Source organism: Jatrophihabitans sp., from assembly GCA_036389035.1.
Classification (GTDB): Bacteria; Actinomycetota; Actinomycetes; order Mycobacteriales; family Jatrophihabitantaceae; genus Jatrophihabitans_A.
On the sequence record DASVQQ010000010.1, the window covers coordinates 66,758 to 84,613 of the forward strand.

Genomic DNA, 17,856 nt, shown 5'->3' on the forward strand with positions numbered 1-17,856 from the left:
CGAGGTGAAGGTGGTTGTAGCGCCATTCTGGGCCACCGTGCGGCAGGTCGTCGTCGGATTAGCCCAGCGTCGTCTCTCCAGCCCCGGGTTGGAAGCGTCGGAAGCCGGGACGGTGGTCTGCCTGCCGAGGACGTCGTAGGTGCACTGCCAGACCCCGAGGCACCGGCCGGCGCTGTCGTAGCTCCAGGGGAGAGGGCGTATGGAAAGAAATCGGGGAACCGGGCGCTGCCCTCGGCACACCGGGCCAGGTGGCGATAACCTTCCCATGTCGATCAATCCTATGTGCGAGAGGCCGCGAGTGAAGAGCACTGACCTGGCTGCCGTACGACGGACCCTGTGGGCTGCCGCGGACGAGTTGCGGGCCAACTCGAAGCTCACCGCGGTCCAGTACCGTCAGCCGGTCCTCGGCCTTATCTTCCTCGCTTACGCCGAGCACCGCTTCGAGGAAGTTCGGCCGGGGCTCGAGGCGCAGGTAACCGCCCGTCGGCCGGTGACTCCGGGTGACTATCGCGCCAAGTCTGTACTGTTTGTCCCCGAGTTGGCGCGTCTGTCGAATCTGGTGAACCTGCCTGAGGGTGAAGATGTCGGCAAGGCCGTTGACGGAGCGATCAAGGCGATCGAGAACGCGAACCCGGACCTGAAAGACATCCTCCCTCGCGGATACCAGCGCCTCGACCGCTCGACCCTCATCGAACTGCTTCGGCTCTTCGCACCACTGCCCCGTCAGCTCTCCGGCGACGCCTTCGGCCTGATCTACGAGGACTTCCTGTCGAATTTCGCCTCGCAGGAAGGTCGACTGGGGGGCGAGTTCTTCACGCCATACTCCATCGTTCGGCTGATCGTAGACGTGATTGAGCCCTTCCATGGCCGCGTGCTCGACCCGGCCTGCGGGTCTGGCGGCATGTTCGTCCAATGCGCGAAGTTCGTCGAGCGGCACCACGAGTCGGCTACCAAAGCGCTCTCGATCTTCGGCACGGAGAAGACCGAGGAGACCGTGCCGCTGGCGAAGATGAACCTCGCGATGCACGGCCTGTCCGGCGACATCCGCCTGGCGAATACCTACTACGAAGATCCGCACAGCGTCACCGGCACGTTCGACTTCGTTATGGCGAACCCACCCTTCAATGTGGATAAGGTCGACAAGACCAAGCTCGGCGCACTCGAACGGTTCCCGTTCGGCCTTCCGAAGTCGGACAACGCGAATTACCTCTGGATTCAGCAGTTCTACTCAGCGCTGAACGGCACCGGTCGGGCCGGCTTCGTCATGGCGAATTCAGCCGGGGACGCAGGGCACTCCGAACGCGACATCCGTAGGAAACTCATCGAGTCCGGCGCGGTCGACGTGATGATCGCGATCGGCACTAACTTCTTCTACACCGTGACCCTGCCGGTGACCCTGTGGTTCCTCGACCGCGGCAAGGCCGGCGCCGAGCGCGAGGATCAGGTGCTGTTCATCGACGCCCGGCACTGGTACCGGCAGGTCGACCGTGCGCACCGCGACTTCATGCCCGAGCACATCGAGTTCCTCGCCAACATCGTGCGCCTCTACCGAGGCGAGGAGGTTGAGACGATCGACGGCAGCGAGACGCTGCTCAAGGAGAACTTCCCGGACGGGAAGTACGCCGATGTTGCCGGGCTTTGCAAGGTATCGACCCGTGTCGAGATCGAGCACCAAGGCTGGAGCCTCAACCCTGGCCGCTACACCGGCACCGCCGCCATCAAGGACGACGGCGAGAACTTCAACGAGAAACTCGCTGAACTTTACGAAGAATTCTCGCGCCTGTCCGATGAAGCCGACCTCATGCGAGCCAAGGTCGACACCGCGATCCAAGGGATCCTCGACGCATGACCGAGTGGTCCAATGTCACGGTGGCGGAGATAGCAAGCTCTGATCCGCACGCTCTTGCTACGGGCCCATTTGGATCTGCTATAAGCGCGAAAAACTTTGTCAGCGACGGGGTGCCGGTGATCCGCGGGTCGAATCTGAGCCTAGACGTCGGCGTCCGCTTGAACGATGAGGGCCTCGCCTTTCTGACTGCGGCCAAGGCTGCGGAGTTCAAGCGGAGCTTCGCCCGAAAAGGTGATCTGGTCTTTACTTGCTGGGGGACAGTCGGCCAGATTGGGCTGGTCGACAAGCGATCTCGATATGATGCATATGTCGTGTCGAACAAGCAAATGAAACTTACGCCCGACCCGAAAAGGGTCGACTCGACATTCCTCTATTACCTATTGTCGAGCCCCGAATTGGTTCGCGCGGTGACTGGCCAGGCGATAGGAGCGGCCGTTCCCGGCTTCAATCTGGGTCAGCTCAAGGAGGTCCGCGTCCGGCTGCCTTCGCTCAGGACTCAGCAACACATTTCAAGAATTCTCGGCCTGATCGACGACCTGATCGAGAACAACCAGCGGCGCGTTGAGGTGTTGGAGGAGATGGCGCGGGCGATCTACCGCGAGTGGTTCGTCCACTTCCGCTTCCCCGGCAACGAGGACGTCGATTTCGTCGACTCCGTTCTTGGGCCCATCCCCGACGGATGGGTGCTCGGCACACTTGGCGTCCTCGCCGTAGAGATCAGAAACGCGGTATCCCCGTCCGCCGCCACAGCAGAGCTTCCGTACGTACCGATCGATGAAATCGACCGCCGATCGGTTACGTTGAAGGCATTTCGCCCTGGCAGAGAGGCCGCGAGCAGTCTCAGACTGTTCACCGCCGGCGACGTTCTGTTCGGTGCGATGCGTGCCTACTTCCACAAGGTCTGTATTGCGCCATTTGACGGCGTCACGCGGTCAACATGCTTCGTCCTGCGCCCGGACCCAGAGCGATACCACTACGCGGTCATGACGCTAGCCGATGATGGGACGGTCGCATACGCCGCGAGCCATTCATCAGGCAGCACGATCCCATATGCGAAGTGGTCGAAGGTGCTGAGTGAAATGGCGGTGGTCCTGCCACCAGTGTCAATCGCTCAGAGCTTCGGCGATGCTGTCGAGCCACTTTTGACGCTTGCGCAGATGCTCGCTATGCAGTCCGCACATCTCGCGAGTATTCGCGACGCTTTGTTGCCGAGGCTTGTGACCGGGCAGATCGACGTCTCGTCCCTCGATCTAGATGCGCTGCTTGAGGGTGCGGTGGCGTAGATGGCCGGTGCGTACACCGAAGCGGGGTTGGTTGAGGGGCCAAGCCTGGAGCTGCTAGAAGAGCTCGGGTGGACGCACGTCAGCGCCTTCGGCGAGACCTTCGGTCCGGCCGGCACCCTTGGCCGAGACTCGGCTCGCGACGTCTTTCTCATGCACCGTCTCCGTGACGCGTTACGCGACCTCAACCCGCTCGTCCCTGAGGCCGTTCGCGAAGAAGCGCTCACCGCGATAACCCGGGACCGATCCCTCATAGACCGCGTGCGCGCGAACCGCGAAGTTTATGACCTCCTCCGTGACGGTTTCAAGGGTGAGTGGGAGGAGAGCGGTGATCGGCAGTACGCGACGGTGGCGTACATCGACTTCCGGGACTCGACCAAGAACGACTGGGTCGCCGCCAGTCAGATCTGGATCACCGGTGACTTGCACAAGCGTCGCCCCGACACTGTCTTATTCGTCAACGGCATCCCTCTTGTGCTGTTGGAGTTCAAGGAACCCAACAAGCCGGTGAAGCACGCATACGACGACAACCTCACTGACTACCGCGACACCATCCCGGCACTGTTTATCCCCAACGGCCTCGTGTTGCTCTCCAACGGCAGCGAGGCGAAGGTCGGCTCCTCGTTCGCGCCGTGGGAGTTCTTCTCCGACTGGAAGGTCATCGACGCCGCAGGCAATCGCGGCGTCATCGCCCTGGACACGGCACTGCGGGGCACCTGCACGCCGCACGTACTGCTGGACCTCATCGAGAACTTCCTCGCCTACATCGAGCGGCCCGGCGGTCTCATCAAGGCGGTGGCTCGTAGCCACCAGTATCACGGCGTCAACGCCGCGATCGACAACCTGTACAAGGTGCGCTCCACCGGCGACAAGCGCCTCGGTGTTTTCTGGCACACCCAGGGCTCCGGCAAGTCCCTGTCCATGCTGTGGTTCACCCAAAAGGTGCTCCGGCAGATTGCCGGCAAGTGGACCTTCGTCATGGTCACCGACCGCAAGGAACTGGACGACCAATTGCACGGGGAGTTCGCCGACGCGGGCGCGATCGCCAAGGAGGCCCAGGTACACGCCGGCTCAATCGCGAACCTCCGTGAGCTGCTCTCCGCTGACCACCGGTATGTGTTCACGCTCATCCAGAAGTTCCAGACCACCCGCGACGAAGCGCTGATGCCGGTGCTGTCTGCTCGGGACGACGTCATCGTCATCACGGATGAGGCACACCGTAGCCAGTACGACACTCTCGCGCTGAACATGCGTCGGGCGCTGCCCAACGCCTCGTTCATGGGCTTCACCGGCACGCCCCTGGTTGCGGGTGAGGAACTCACCAAGCAGCAGTTCGGTGACTACGTCAGCGTCTACAACTTCCGCGCGGCCATTGAGGACGGCTCGACCGTCCCGCTGTACTACGAGAACCGCATCCCCGAGCTGCAGCTGGTCAACGCTGACTTCGCCGACGAACTCGAGTCGCTGCTCGAGACGGCTGAGGTCGACGAGGAAGCCGAGGGCGAGCTCGCCAAGAAGTTCGGCAAGCAGTACACCCTGCTCACGCGACCTGAGCGCCTACAGAAGATCGCGAAGGACCTCGTCGCCCACTTCGTCGGCCGAGGCTTCACCGGCAAGGCCATGTACGTCGGCCTCGACAAGGCCGCCGCCGTGCGCATGCACGACCTGGTGAAGGATGCCTGGGCAGAGCACCTCGCCGAGCTGCGCACCCAGCACGACGCGCTGCCCGAGCTGGAGCGGCCATGGCTGGCCAGTCGCATCGAACTGATGGAGACGACCGACATGGCGGTCGTCGTCTCCCAGAGCCAGAACGAACTCAGTCACCTCGACGCGCTCGGCCTGGACATCCGACCTCACCGCGCCAGGATGAACACCGAAGACCTCGCCGAGAAGTTCAAGGACCCGGACGATCGGCTGCGTCTGGTCTTCGTCTGCGCCATGTGGATGACCGGATTTGATGCCCCCAGCGTGTCGACCATCTACCTCGACCGGCCGATGCGCAATCACAGCCTCATGCAGACCATCGCCCGAGCCAACCGCGTCTTCCCAGAGAAGGACAACGGACTCATCGTCGACTACGTAGGCGTGTTCCGGAACCTTGAAAAAGCTCTGGCGATCTACGGCGCCGCGAACACTGGTGTGGATGTCGGCTCGCCCATCGAGATCATCGACGAGCTTGTCGCCGCCCTGGGCGAAGCCGTGAACCAACTCTTCACCTTCTGCGCGGCGCAAGGTGTCGACCTGCCCACCATGCGCGACGCACAAGGCTTCCAGCACGTCGCGCTGCGCGACGCCGCAGTGGAAGCGCTACTGGTGGATGAGGAGACCCGCACGACCTTCATGGCTGGCGCTCGGCACGTACGCAAGCTGTTCAAGGCGCTACTCCCGGACCCCACGGCCGCGGCACAGCAGCGCACCGTAGCCGCGATCCGGGTCGTGGCCGAGCGCATCGCCGATGTCACCCGAACACCGAAGGCGGACATCGCAGAAGTCGCCGACGCCGTCGAGAAGCTGCTCGACCGATCAGTCGGGGCCGAGGAGTACGTCATCCGCGCAGCTGCGGACGGGAGCAACCCGGATCCGCTGATCGACCTGTCCCAGATCGACTTCGACGGGCTGGCGAAGAAGTTCGCTGGCCGTAAGCGCGCCGAAACCGACCGCCTCGCCCAGCTGCTGAAGCAGCGGGCGATCGGCGCAGCGACTCGCAACCCCACCCGGTACGACCTCGTGGAACGCATCGAGGCCCTGATCGCCGACTACAACGCCGGAAGCATCAACATCGACGAGTATTTGCGTCGCCTCATCGAGCTGTCGAAGACGCTCACCGACGAGGAGCAGCGCGCCGGCCGCGAGGGACTCACCGAGGAAGAGCTGGCCATCTTTGACCTGCTCACCAAACCTGACCCGGTCCTCACCGACGAGCAAGCCGAGACCGTACGGGGAAGCGCGAAGAAGCTACTCACTCACCTGCACGACAAGCTCGTCCTCGACTGGCGCCGCAAGGCCGACGCCTCCGCCAACGTCCTCGTCACCATCAAGCGTTCGCTGGATGAGGACCTGCCCGCTGACCCGTACCCGCCGACCGTCTTCGACCTCAAGGTCGAGGCGGTCTACAACCACGTCCTCACCGCTTACGGCGACGATGGATCGAGCGTCTACTCGATGCGCGCATTGCCGGCCGGGGACGGGACGCAGTCCGGGGTCCCTGCCGGGCCTCTCGACGTGAACCGGATCTCCGTTGCAGTGGTCGAGCGGATCCGCAGCGATCCGCAGTTCGCGGCGCGGGTAGCCGCCGAGCTCGACGCACCGGGCAGTGACTCATGAGCGCGGGTCGCGAAGCCGCGAACCCGGGCGCCAAGCCTCAGACGGTGAAGGTTTCTGAAATGTCACCGCCCGCGGCTCGGTGTGAGCACGACCTGCTTCCTGGGCAATGCGCACCCTGCTCCGAGGTCCGGGCACGCCGGAAGTCGCTGGCCACGCCCGAAGGGCGGGCCGCGACGCCGCAGATGCGTCGCCTGATCGAGGCACTGCTTGTGCAGCGGCGCGGGACCGGGAAGTCGAAGTCCGTCCGCAAGGTGGAGGCCGCAAGCGTCCGCGAGGCGGAGGCACTGCTGAGCAAGGCCGATCGTCGGCTGGCCCGGCAGATCGCCACGGAGCGGCAACCCCGACTGCGTCCGACGCGCGCTCAACTTGTGCATGAGGACAAGCTTGCGGGCATTCACCGGCCGTGGGTGTCGCCGCAGAACGTTGGGCGCGGTAAGCGCAGCTAGGCAGGAGGCGTCAACACAGACGCGTCCCACCTTCCCTAAGACCGACCCGCATTCGGACGTTCCAGGAACAAGGGTGGCCGCATTCCAAGAGTTGGTTGACCGCGTCTCCGAGTCGTCCATCCACTCGGATTCGGCAACGAGGGGACCTGTCCGGGGTAGGCCAGCTCGCCGCCTAGAGCGAACAAGCTCGGCTGACCTACTCAGCGCCGGACCGACACCGTCACGGTGAACTTGGTATCGCGATGCGCCTGCCGGGTGCTGCCGATGTGGCGTTCCAGGCTGCGCCGGTGGTCCAGGTGCGAGTTGTACACGGTCCACAACTGTCCGCCGGGACGCAGCACCCGCCCGGCTGCTCGGAACAGCTTGAGTGCCGCGGCCGGGTTGACGGTGGCGCCCACGTGGAACGGCGGGTTGCAGACGATCAGGTCGGCGCTGGCGTCGGCGAGCCCGCTCATCGCGTCCTCGCGCCGGACGCTGACCCGGTCGGCCACCTCGTTGGCCAGCATCGTCGCCCGCGCCGAGGCCACCGCCGCGGCGGACTCGTCGGTGGCGATCACCCGAAGCCCCGGGCGGGCCTTGGCCAGCGCCGCCGCCAGGATCCCGGTGCCGCAGCCGAGGTCGACCGCCGTGTCGGCTTCGGGCGCCATCCGATCCAGCATCGCCAGCAACTGCCGGGTGCCGAGGTCGAGCTTGGTGTCGGCGAAGACCGCCCCGTGCGCGCACACCCACAGGCCGGCTTCGGCCAGGAACTCCCGGCGCGGAAAGCCTGATCCGGCCACCTCCCGGCGCGGTTCGCGCGCGGTGATCACCCGCGACTTCTGTCGCGCCAAGCCCGCCCGGACGTCGCCGAAGCAGGCCCGCAGCACGTCGTTCATGCTCAGGCTCAGGTGCTTGACCCGCCCGCCCAGGTAGACCGTCACGTCCGGGTCGGCGTGCCGGGCGATCAGCTCGACGGCCTCGCGCAGCGCGTCGATGCTCTTGGGCGCCTGGATCAGCACCACCTCGGCGGCGCTGAACAGCTCTGCCGCCTCGAACAGCGCTGCGTCCAGCGGCAGCTGGTGGTACCGGCCGGTCAGTCCCAGCCGTTGCGCGTTGCCGGCCAGGGCCAGCTCACCCGACAGCGGATCCTGGTGCACCCGCAACCGGTCCAGGCCGTGCTGGGCGGCCGCGCCCAGGGTCAGCGCGCCGTAATGGTCGTTGACCAGCACCACCGAGCCCGGCGTGGCGGTCCGCAGCCGGGGCGCGGCCTCGTCCAGCAGCAGCCGGTCGGTGGCGTCGACGGCGAACAGGTTGGCCGCCTCCACATCGGGGTGGCGGCGAAGCGAGTCGAAATCGAAGTCCGGACCGGTCACCGGGCGAGCATGTCACCCCGGCCCTGGCCGTTCTTAGGCACCGGGAGCCGCTGGGCTGCTAGCGTCGCTGGCGTCGAGGCGGGGGCTCACCGACGGGCCCGTCGACCGGGCACCAGGGGGAGTGTCGATGAGTCAGCTGAGAACCAACGGGCGACGGGTGCTGGAGGCCCACCTGCAGAACACCGGCATCCGCGCGATCAGCGGGTCGATGGTGGCCTATGACGGGCAGGTGCAGTTCAAGAGCGCCGGCATGGGCGGCGGCGAGGGCATGATGGCCGGCCTGAAGCGCAAGGCCACCGGCGAGTCGCTGTCCCTGATGGAGTGCACCGGGTCGGGGGTGGTCTACTTCGCCCTCGACGCCCAGGACATCACGCTGGTCGAGCTGAACAACGAGACGCTGCAGATCGAGTCGCGCCAGCTGCTGGCCCTGGTGGGCCAGCTGCGGATGGACGTCAAGTTCGCCGGAGTCCGCGGCGCGGCCACCGGGCAGGGGCTGTTCACCACGACGGTGACCGGGACCGGCCAGGTGGCGATCCTGTCGGCCGGCGGCCCGCTGATCGGCCTCGAGGTCTCCGCCCAGTACCCCCTGGTGGTCGACCCGGACGCCTTCGTCGCGGCCCGCGGTCAGTTGAACCAGTCCTTCATCACCGATATCTCCTGGGCCTCGGTGGTGGGTGAGGGCAGCGGCGAGCCGTACTCCCTGCGCTGGGAAGGCCAGGGTGTGGTCTACATCCAGCCCGCGGAGCGACCATGACATTCGAGAAGGTCAATTCCAAGGTGGTCAGGATCAACCTGGCCGCCAGCGGCGACGTGCTGGCCCGCAAGGGCGCGATGCTCTTCTACACCGGTGACGTCCGGTTCACCCCGCACGGCCCGGGCGGCGCGGCCGGTGGCGGCGCCATGGGAGCCATGGGCGGGCTGGTCGGCATGGCCGGACGGGCCATGGCCGGCGAGCACCAGATCATGATGGTCGCCACCGGCAACGGCGAGGTCCATTACGGCCGGGCCGGGCTGCACGTGACTGTGGTGCCGCTGCGCGGTGACCGGCTGGTGGTCGAGTCCAGCCGGCTGCTGGCCCACACGGCGAACCTGCAGTCCGCGGTGGTGCCGCTGTCCTCGGGCGGCTCGGGCGGCGGCGGGCTGCGCGGCATGGTCCGCGGCGCCGTCACCGGCCAGGGCCTGTTCACCACCCAGCTCTCCGGCCAGGGCGCGGTGGTGCTGCTCAGCCACGGCGGCACCATCGAGCTCCCGGTCCGGGCCGGCGGCGGCACGTTCGTCGACCCGCAGGCCTACGTGGGTCACGTGGGCAACGTCGAGGTCAAGCTCGCGGCCAAGGTCGGCTGGCGCGACGCGGTGGGTAAGGGAGGCGGGGAGGCCATGCAACTGCAGCTGAGCGGTGACGGCGTCGTCTACGTCCAGGCATCGGAGCAGAAGCTATGACGATCGCGGTGCACAGCGCGATGTCGCTGCCTGACAACGACAACGTGCCGGACAACCCGTACGCGTACTCGCTGGAGATCACCCAGCCCTGGTTCATGACCAAGGGCGCCATGATCGCCTTCTACGGCTCGCTGAAGTTCGTGGCCGTGCGCGGTCGCGGCCTGAGTGGGCACATCTTCCAGATGGTCACCGCCCAGTTCTCCTCGCCGCTGTACGCCCAGGACTGGGTGGTGGCCGAGGGCCACGGCAAGCTGGTGCTCGGAGACCGGGGCTACGAGATCAACTCCTACGACCTGGACGACGGCAACCTCACCATCAAGGCCTCGAACCTGCTGGCCTTCGAGGGCAGCCTGGCGCTGCAGCAGTCGATCGTGCCCGGCTTTCTGACCCTGGTCGGGACGGGCAAGTTCCTCGCCTCGTCCTCCGGGGCGGTGATGTTCGCCGAGCCGCCGCTGCGGGTCGACCCCGAGGCGCTGCTCGGCTGGGCGGACTGCCCGGCCCCGAGCCACCGCTATGACGCGGGCTGGATGGCGGGCTTCCTCGGCTCGGCGATGGCCATGATGGGCGCCTCCTCGGGTGAGGAACGCCAGTTCGACTTCACCGGCGCCGGAACGGTCCTCATCCAGTCCAGCGAGGCGGTGCGGTCTGACCGCGACATCCTGCAACTGGTCGAGAGCCAGCTACCGCTGGTGGGCCCGACCGGCCTGCAGCGGCTGCAGCAGTCCATCCAGCAGCGCCTGGCGCAGCAGAGCACCTAGCCGGACGCAACCTCCCGCCCGAACCGCGACCCGGGCTCAGGAGGACGGCGTGCTCAGGAGGACAGCGTGCTCAGGAGGACGGCGCGAACAGCCCGACCGGGCAGCTCACGCCGGTGGCGAACACCGGGCAGTAGCCGTTCGGGTTCTTGGCCAGGTACTGCTGGTGGTAGTCCTCGGCGTAGTAGAACTGGCGCAGCGGGGCGATCTCGGTGGTGATCGCGCCGTAGCCGGCCTCGGCCAGCCGCTGGCCGAACGCCTTGGCCGCCGCCTCGGCCTGCTCGCGCTGGGAGTCGCTGGTGTAGAAGATCGCCGAGCGGTACTGGCTGCCGATGTCGTTGCCCTGCCGCATCCCCTGGGTCGGGTCGTGGTTCTCGAAGAACACGCTTAGCAGTTCCGGGTAACTGATCCGGGCCGGGTCGAAGATCACCCGGACCACCTCGGCGTGGCCGGTGAGTCCGGTGCAGGTCTCCTCATACGTCGGGTGCTCGGTGTAGCCACCGGCATAGCCGACCGCGGTGGACCAGACGTTCTCGTGCTGCCAGAAGTCCTTCTCCGCGCCCCAGAAGCAACCCATGCCGAACACCGCGGTCTGCAGGCCGTCCTGCTCGAACGGCTCGCGGATCCGGCGGCCGGTGACGTGGTGGGTCTCAGGGACGCTGAACCGGTAGTCGGTCCGGCCGGGCAGGGCGGTCTCGGCGGTGACCATCCCGGTTCTGGGGCGCAGGAAACTCATTCCTCAAGGCTACGTCGGGCGCGCAAGCGACGCGTAGTCTGAAACCATGACGCAGTGGGGAATTGACACCCTTTTCAATCCAGGCAAGCGCCACATGGATGAGGAGAAGCGCCGGCTGCAGTCAACCCGCGAAGAAATCGGGGACTCCTCCGGCGGCCGTCGGATCGATCTCGAATCCGGCACTGTGACGATTCCTCGGCGCGGCAAGGGCGGGCCGGCCGACGCCGCGTCTGAGTCAGGCGAGGCCGAGGCAGGCGAGGCCGACACCGCGCCCGAGGCAGGTGAGGCCGAGCTCGACGAGGCCGAGCTCGACGAGGCCGAGGGCAATGCCGAGCCAGCCGAAGCCGAGCCGAACGTGAATGAAGCCGAGCCGACCGCGGACGAGGCAGTAGCGGAGTCCGACGCAGCCGAGGCCGAGCCCAAGACCTTCGGGACCGGGGCACAGGCAGCCGGGATTGATCTGAGGCACTAACCACCGTTACGTCACATTTGTGACCTAACTCACTACCGCTTCGCCAGCCGGGAGCCAGGATCCGTGGCCCGGTCAGCGCCGGCCGCCGCCTCGATTCGGATCGCAGTATTCGAGCACCGCCTCGATCACGGGCCGACCCAGGCCGGCGCCTGCCGAGCCGAACACGCCGGGTCCGGAGCCGCTGGATCGGCTGGCCAGGAACGCCTCGGCGACCGCGGCGGCGCCCGGGTCCGCGTCAGGTGACCCTGCCGCCCTGACCAGCAGGCTGGCCTGCAACGTGCGGGCCAGCAACCCGGCCAGGCCGCGGGCCGAGCGGGCATCGGCGTCCGGGTCCGCGCCCAATCCGGCTAACCGCTCGGCCAGCTGGTCGGTGGCCGCGTCGAGCCGGCGGTCAGCCCCGGCGGACAGCGCCAGCTCGTCCTGCAGCGCCTGCACCGAGTCGGGCTCGCGGCTCGCCGCGCGCACCACATCCAGCGCGATGACGTTGCCCGAGCCCTCCCAGATCGAGTTCAGCGGCGACTCGCGAAAGTACCTCGGCAGCGGGGACTCCTCGACGTAACCGGCGCCGCCCAGGCACTCCAGGGCCTCGCCGACCACCATCGGAGTGCGCTTGCAGACCCAGAACTTCGCCGCGGCCAGGGCCAGCCGCAACAGCGGCGTCTCGGCACGGTCTACCGCCGTGGCCAGTCGCAGGAACAGCGCCGCCGCGGCCTGCGCCTCGACCGCGAGATCGGCCACCACCTCTTGCATCAGCGGCTGGTCGGACAGCCTGGCGCCGAAGGCGTCCCGGCCGGCGATGTGGTGCATGGCCTGGGTCAGGGCGGCTCGCTGCACTGCCGCCGAGCCGATCACGCAGTCCAGCCGGGTCATGCCGACCATCTCCAGGATGGTGCGCACGCCGCGTCCCTCAACGCCCACCAGCCAGCCGGTGCTGGCCTCGAACTCCACCTCGGACGAGGCGTTGGACCGGTTGCCGAGCTTGTCCTTCAGCCGTTGCAGCGCGAAGACGTTGCGGCTGCCGTCGGGCAGCACGCGGGGCACCAGAAAGCAGCTCAAGCCGGATTCGGCCTGCGCCAGCACCAGGAACAGGTCGCACATCGGCGCCGAGCAGAACCATTTGTGGCCAGTGATCGAGTAGCTGCCGTCGGCGTTGGGCACTGCCCGGGTGGTGTTGGCCCGGACGTCGGAGCCACCCTGCTTCTCGGTCATCGCCATGCCGGCCAGCAGGCCGGACTTGGCGGCCGGCGCCCGCAACCCGAAGTCATAGCTCAGGCTGGTCAGCCCGGGCTCGTACTCGGCCGCCAGCTCGGGGCTGTGCCGCAGCGCGGGCAGCACCGCGTAGGTCATCGAGATGGGGCAGCCGTGGCCCTGCTCGAGCTGGCCCCACACGTAGAAGCCGGCCGCCCGGACCAGGTGGGCGTTCGGGCTGGGATCTGTCCAGGGCGCGGCGTGCAGGCCGTTGGCGACGGCCACGCCCATCAGCTGGTGCCAGGACGGGTGGAACTCCACCTCGTCGATGCGGTTGCCGTACCGATCGTGGCTGCGCAGCACCGGGGGGTACAGGTTGGCCAGCCGCGCCCAGTCCTGCGCCTCGGGGCTGCCGGCCTGCCGGCCCAGCAGGCTCAGCCGGCGCAGTTGACCGGCATCGGCCCCGGACAGCGCCGCCGACAGCGCGCGGTCGTCGTCGAAGAGGTTGACCCCGTCCCACGGCGCGGGGACGTTGAGGACCTGGTGGGTGGGCACGGGCCGAGGTTACCCGCCGGTAGCCTGCGGCGTCACGACTGCTGAGCGCTCAGAAATTGGCCGCAGCCGGGCCGCGAGAATCTCGCGGCCCGGCTGCTGGGAACGACGCCCGGGCCTGGTCGGCCTGGGTTGTGCCTCAGGTGGACCGGGGGCGGGCGTCGGTGGCTCAGCTGGTCGTGGAACCCAGTGTGACCTCGATCTCGGCAGTCTTGCCACCGCGAATGTAAGTGATCTTGACCCGCTCGCCCGGCGCGTGGTTGCGGACCGCCGCGATCAGCGAGTCGGCGGTGGTGACCCGCTGACCGTCGAGGGAGGTGACGATGTCGCCCTTCTTCAAACCGGCCTTGGCCGCCGCTCCGCCGTCGGTCACCGCGCGCAGCGGCACGCCAGGCTGGGACTGGGTGGTGTTCTGCATCCCGCCGACCTCGACGCCCAGCACGGCGCGGGTGGCCTTGCCGGTGGCGATCAGCTCGCTGGCGATCCGGCTGGCCTCGTCGGAGGGGATCGCGAAGCCGATGCCGATGTTGCCGGCCTGCTGGCCGGGGATCTGCAGGCCGCGGGAGTTCTCGGTGGCGATTGCGGCGTTGATGCCGACCACCGAGCCGTTGAGGTCGACCAGCGGGCCGCCGGAGTTGCCGGGGTTGATCGCCGCGTCGGTCTGGATCGCCGCGAACACCGCCTCACCGTTGTCACCGGCGCGCACCGGCCGGGACAGGTTGCTGACGATGCCGGCGGTCACCGTGTCGGACAGGCCCAGCGGCGCGCCGACCGCGACCACGCTCTGCCCCACGCTCAGCGAGCTGGACTTGGCGAAGGTCGCCGCGGGCAGGTTGCTGAGGCCCTCGACCTTGATCACGGCCAGGTCGTCAGCGGGGTCCCGGCCGACGATCTTGGCCGGGGCGGTGCGCCCGTCGGCCAGCATGACCTGGATCCTGCCGGTCCCGTTCGCGGTGGAGACCACGTGGTCGTTGGTGAGGATGTAGCCGTCCGGGCGGATGATGACGCCCGAGCCGGTGCCGGACTCCTGGCCGCTGGTGACCCCGATGGTCACCACGCTGGGCCGGATCTTGGCCGCAGCAGCCCCGATCGTGCCATCCAGCTGGGCGGCCGGCGCGCCGGTGGCGTTGGTGATCCGCAGGCCGGTGTTCACCGAGGCGCTGTCGTCGCGGTCGGCCAGCGCGACCACCCCGCCGCCGACGCCGCCACCGAGCAGGGCGGCGAGCAGGGCGGTTACCAGCAGCGACCGGCCGCGCCGGCGGCGGCCGGTGGGCTCGGCCGGTGGCGGGCCGTCCAGGCGAGGCAGTTGCTGGGTGTGCTGGACCGGCTGGTAACCCTGCGGCGGGGGTGGGTAGCCGTGGTGGGCGAAGTCGCCACCGCCGTACGGAGTGGGCGGCTGAAAGGCGGGCGCCGGCGGGTAGTACGCCTGCTGGTAGCCGCCGGCCTGCGGCGACTGGCCGGGCTGGTAACTGTGGGTCGGCTGCGTTGCGGGCTCGACCCGCTGCGCGGCGGGCTCGACCCGCTCCGGCGCGCGCTCCGGCTCGGGCGCGGCCGAGTTCTCGCCAGCTGAAGGCGGTGGCGGGTACTCGTGGGAGCTCATGCCCACACTCTGGGTCGTGTCGCTGTGCGATGGCTGTGAGGGTGTGCAGCTTGCGATATGACTGCCTGCAGGACGCTCAGCCAGGCAGGCTCAGCCTCAACCAGGCAGGCTCAGCCAGGCAGGCAGGCTCAGCCAGGCAGCCCGCTCAGCCCGGCCCGGCACAGTCAGGCAGGCTCGGCGGCAGCCCGATCCGGTCGCGGCCGGACTGCTTGGCCAGGTAGAGCGCGTTGTCGGCCTGCTCCATCAGCTCGGTGAGGAGCTGGCCGTGCTGGGGGTAGGCCGCGATCCCGATCGAGGCGGTGAGCCAGATCCGCTGGCCGGCAGCGGTCGAGTTGATGACCAGGCCGCGGATCCGGCTCAGGATCCGCTCGGACACCTGGCAGGCCTCGTCCATGCCGAGGTCGTCGAGGAATATCACGAACTCCTCGCCGCCGAACCGGGCGACGGCGTCATAACCGCGCAGCTCGCGTTTGAGGGCGTCGCCGATGGCTTTGAGCGCGGCGTCGCCGGCCAGGTGGCCCGCGGTGTCGTTGACCCTCTTGAAATGATCCAGGTCCATCAGCAGGACGGCGCACGGGGTGCTTTCCCGCTGGGCGCGCAGCAGTTCCCGCTGGGACAACTCCTGCCAGGCCGCCGCGTTCAACAGCCCGGTCTTGGAGTCGGTGGTCGCCGCGACTTCCAGCTGGGAGACCAGCGAGCTGCGCTGCAGCAGCAACATCAGGATCAGCACGGTAGGCGTCAGCCAGGCCAGTCGCAGGATGATCTCGGCGGTCATCACGCCGAGCACCAGGGTCGCGGCCTCCAGCCCCAACTCCTCCTTGGCCGGCAGCAGCCCGGCCAGCGACTGGGCGCCGGAGGCCAGGTAGATCACCATGACCACCAGCCCGGTGTTGATCAAAAAAAAGGTCACGGCGGCGGTCGAGACGGCCACCGCGGTCAGCGCGCCGGGCGCGAGCTCCTCGATCCGGGGCTGGATCGAGGTGGCCACCACCTTGGCGGCCAGGGCGGCGATCACCACGGTGGCGCCGGTGTAGGTGAGCCGGTAGACGACCGCCTTCTGCTGCCGCCGGCGCATCGCCGCCACCAGGAACAGGCCCCATGCCAGGGCCGCGGTGTACCCGATCGGCAGGATCAGCACCCCGGCGAACGCCCACACCGACTGCAGGCCGATCAGCACCGCTCCACCTACGAGGTAGCGGCGCATCCGCTGCATCCGGTAGGTGATCTCGGAGTAGGCGATGCTGAGCAGCAGCAGGGCGACCAGTCGTGCCGTCGCCGTCGCGGTCAGGCACTCGCGGTAACTCACGGCCAGGCTCAGCGCGGTGGCGACCACCGTGATCAGCTCGACGCCGACGATCAGCGCCAGTGCCCTGGGCGGCACCGTCCACAATCGCCAGCCCCTCAGCCAGCCGAGCCGGCCGCGCGCCAGCCCGTCCGCCGGGTCGAGGCTGGGGGCTGACATGGCGCCGATCGAGCTCCAAACGTCTGGAGGAGGAGGGATGAGACGACTCGACAGTGTGTGGCCGCACCGTGGCGTCATACGTTTAACGCAGCTCAGTAGTAGCAAAAAGTATGCCGCAAGATTGTCGGACTGAATTGTCACAATGCTGTCACTGTCAGCAACCAACGGCGGCACGTACCTGGTCTTGTCAGGTTCCACAATATGCGAAACCCACCCAGATCGACCAAGATGTCTACCAGTAAGATCCAGACGCCTGGCGTCGTAGATTCGCGCGGTGAATGACCTCATTCGTCGCGCGCCAGCAGCTGAACCCACAGCTGACAAGGGAGGTGCTCACCATGCTGCACGCCGAATGGCCGTAACCTCCCACCGGTCCTGACAAGACCACCTCTCAACCAGCGCCGGCGCCGCGTCGATCCAAGCGGCGCCGGTCATGCTGGCTTGTGCCGGCTGTGCTGCTTGTGACCGCGCGTGAAGGGGTGATGCCGTATGACTCCCAGCTGGGTGAAGGCGACCGACGGCTTGGAACTGGCGGTGTACGAGGCAGGCGATCCCGGCGCTGCCACCATCGTCGCGATTCACGGCTACCCCGACAACGCCTCGATCTGGAACGGGGTTGTCGAGCTGTTGCGCGAGAAGTACCACGTCGTCAGCTACGACGTGCGCGGCGCCGGCCGATCAGGCACCCCTGGCAGCCGCGCCGGTTACCGCCTCGACCAGCTCGAAGCCGACTTCAACTCGGTCATCGAGGCCGTCAGCCCGGATCGTCCGGTGCACCTGCTGGCTCATGACTGGGGATCGATCCAGGGCTGGCAGTGCGTCACCAGCACACGGCTGCAGGACCGGATCGCCAGCTACACCTCCATCTCAGGGCCGGGCCTGGAGCAGGCCGGCCGCTGGCTGCGCTCCAAGCTGCGGCCCTCACCGCGCGAGCTGGCGACCCTGTTCCAGCAGCTGGGCCGCTCGTTCTACCTGCCGCTCTTCCAGGTTCCCGGGCTGCCCGAACTGGGCTGGCGCAGCGGGGTGCTGGACCGGCTGATGGGCCAGCGGCGGTCGGCCGCCGACGAGCGGTCACTGGCCGACCGGATCAACGGACTGGAGCTCTACCGGGCCAACAGGCGTCCACAGCGCTCGCCCTCGGCACGCGCGCGCGCCGGCATGCCGGTCCAGGTGCTGGCGCCGACCGGTGATCCGTTCGTCAGCGTGTCGCTGCAGACCGAGGCCCCGGTGCCCTACGCCAGCGACCTGCGCATTCACACGGTGGCGGGTGGGCACTGGATCATGCGGCGCCATCCCGAGGTGGTGGCCCAGGCCTGCGCCCAGCTGGTAGACGAGGTGGAGCGCGGCGACCGCCGGCAGGGCTGAGCCCTAGCTCGACTCATAGTGCGACGACACCAGGG

The 17,856-nt window shown here is 67.7% G+C and carries 14 protein-coding genes; 9 read left to right on the forward strand and 5 right to left on the reverse strand.

What is annotated here, in order from left to right; translation table 11 throughout:
- Positions 1-298 precede the first annotated feature (298 nt).
- From VF557_07080 to VF557_07095, 4 genes are read left to right on the forward strand one after another with little or no spacing between them, the layout of a single operon-like run.
- On the forward strand, positions 299-1,849 hold the full coding sequence (locus tag VF557_07080; GenBank protein ID HEX8079956.1) for a class I SAM-dependent DNA methyltransferase: 1,551 nt from the start codon (positions 299-301) through the stop codon (positions 1,847-1,849).
- Positions 1,846-3,132, forward strand: a complete 1,287-nt coding sequence (locus VF557_07085) for a restriction endonuclease subunit S (GenBank protein HEX8079957.1) — start codon at positions 1,846-1,848, stop codon at positions 3,130-3,132. The genes VF557_07080 and VF557_07085 overlap by 4 nt, the downstream gene beginning before the upstream one ends.
- Complete coding sequence (locus tag VF557_07090) at positions 3,133-6,453, forward strand: type I restriction endonuclease subunit R (GenBank protein ID HEX8079958.1); 3,321 nt, start codon at positions 3,133-3,135, stop codon at positions 6,451-6,453.
- Positions 6,450-6,899, forward strand: coding sequence for a hypothetical protein (locus VF557_07095; GenBank protein ID HEX8079959.1), 450 nt, complete (start codon positions 6,450-6,452; stop codon positions 6,897-6,899). The genes VF557_07090 and VF557_07095 overlap by 4 nt, the downstream gene beginning before the upstream one ends.
- A gap of 200 nt (positions 6,900-7,099) precedes the next feature.
- Here the strand turns inward: VF557_07095 and VF557_07100 are convergent, their stop codons facing one another.
- Complete coding sequence (locus VF557_07100; GenBank protein ID HEX8079960.1) at positions 7,100-8,251, reverse strand: methyltransferase; 1,152 nt, start codon at positions 8,249-8,251, stop codon at positions 7,100-7,102.
- 127 nt (positions 8,252-8,378) lie between these two features.
- On the opposite strand from VF557_07100, the gene VF557_07105 reads away from it, so the two are divergent.
- From VF557_07105 to VF557_07115, 3 genes are read left to right on the forward strand one after another with little or no spacing between them, the layout of a single operon-like run.
- Positions 8,379-9,005, forward strand: coding sequence for an AIM24 family protein (locus VF557_07105; GenBank protein HEX8079961.1), 627 nt, complete (start codon positions 8,379-8,381; stop codon positions 9,003-9,005).
- Positions 9,002-9,691 carry an AIM24 family protein gene (locus VF557_07110; protein HEX8079962.1) on the forward strand — a complete coding sequence of 230 codons (690 nt, stop codon included), beginning with the start codon at positions 9,002-9,004 and terminating at the stop codon, positions 9,689-9,691. Before VF557_07105 ends, VF557_07110 begins: the two co-directional genes overlap by 4 nt.
- A complete protein-coding gene (locus tag VF557_07115; GenBank protein HEX8079963.1) occupies positions 9,688-10,449 on the forward strand; it encodes an AIM24 family protein in 762 nt (253 codons plus the stop codon). Before VF557_07110 ends, VF557_07115 begins: the two co-directional genes overlap by 4 nt.
- A gap of 70 nt (positions 10,450-10,519) precedes the next feature.
- Here VF557_07115 and msrA read toward each other — a convergent pair whose 3' ends face one another.
- On the reverse strand, positions 10,520-11,182 hold the full coding sequence (gene msrA, locus VF557_07120; protein HEX8079964.1) for a peptide-methionine (S)-S-oxide reductase MsrA: 663 nt from the start codon (positions 11,180-11,182) through the stop codon (positions 10,520-10,522).
- A gap of 46 nt (positions 11,183-11,228) precedes the next feature.
- On the opposite strand from msrA, the gene VF557_07125 reads away from it, so the two are divergent.
- The gene (locus VF557_07125) at positions 11,229-11,654 is read left to right on the forward strand and encodes a DUF6191 domain-containing protein (GenBank protein ID HEX8079965.1); all 426 of its coding nucleotides are present in this window, start codon (positions 11,229-11,231) and stop codon (positions 11,652-11,654) included.
- Between the two features lie 72 nt (positions 11,655-11,726).
- Here the strand turns inward: VF557_07125 and VF557_07130 are convergent, their stop codons facing one another.
- From VF557_07130 to VF557_07140, 3 genes are all read right to left on the reverse strand, one after another.
- Positions 11,727-13,397 (reverse strand): acyl-CoA dehydrogenase family protein, encoded by a 1,671-nt coding sequence (locus VF557_07130; GenBank protein HEX8079966.1) that lies wholly within the window; start codon positions 13,395-13,397, stop codon positions 11,727-11,729.
- Positions 13,398-13,563: 166 nt separating this feature from the next.
- Entirely contained in the window at positions 13,564-14,994 is a 1,431-nt protein-coding gene (locus VF557_07135; protein ID HEX8079967.1) for a trypsin-like peptidase domain-containing protein, read from the reverse strand.
- A 145-nt stretch (positions 14,995-15,139) separates the two neighbouring features.
- On the reverse strand, positions 15,140-16,456 hold the full coding sequence (locus VF557_07140; GenBank protein HEX8079968.1) for a GGDEF domain-containing protein: 1,317 nt from the start codon (positions 16,454-16,456) through the stop codon (positions 15,140-15,142).
- 489 nt (positions 16,457-16,945) lie between these two features.
- Between VF557_07140 and VF557_07145 the strand changes: the two genes are divergently transcribed.
- A complete protein-coding gene (locus VF557_07145; protein HEX8079969.1) occupies positions 16,946-17,821 on the forward strand; it encodes an alpha/beta fold hydrolase in 876 nt (291 codons plus the stop codon).
- Positions 17,822-17,856 lie beyond the last annotated feature (35 nt).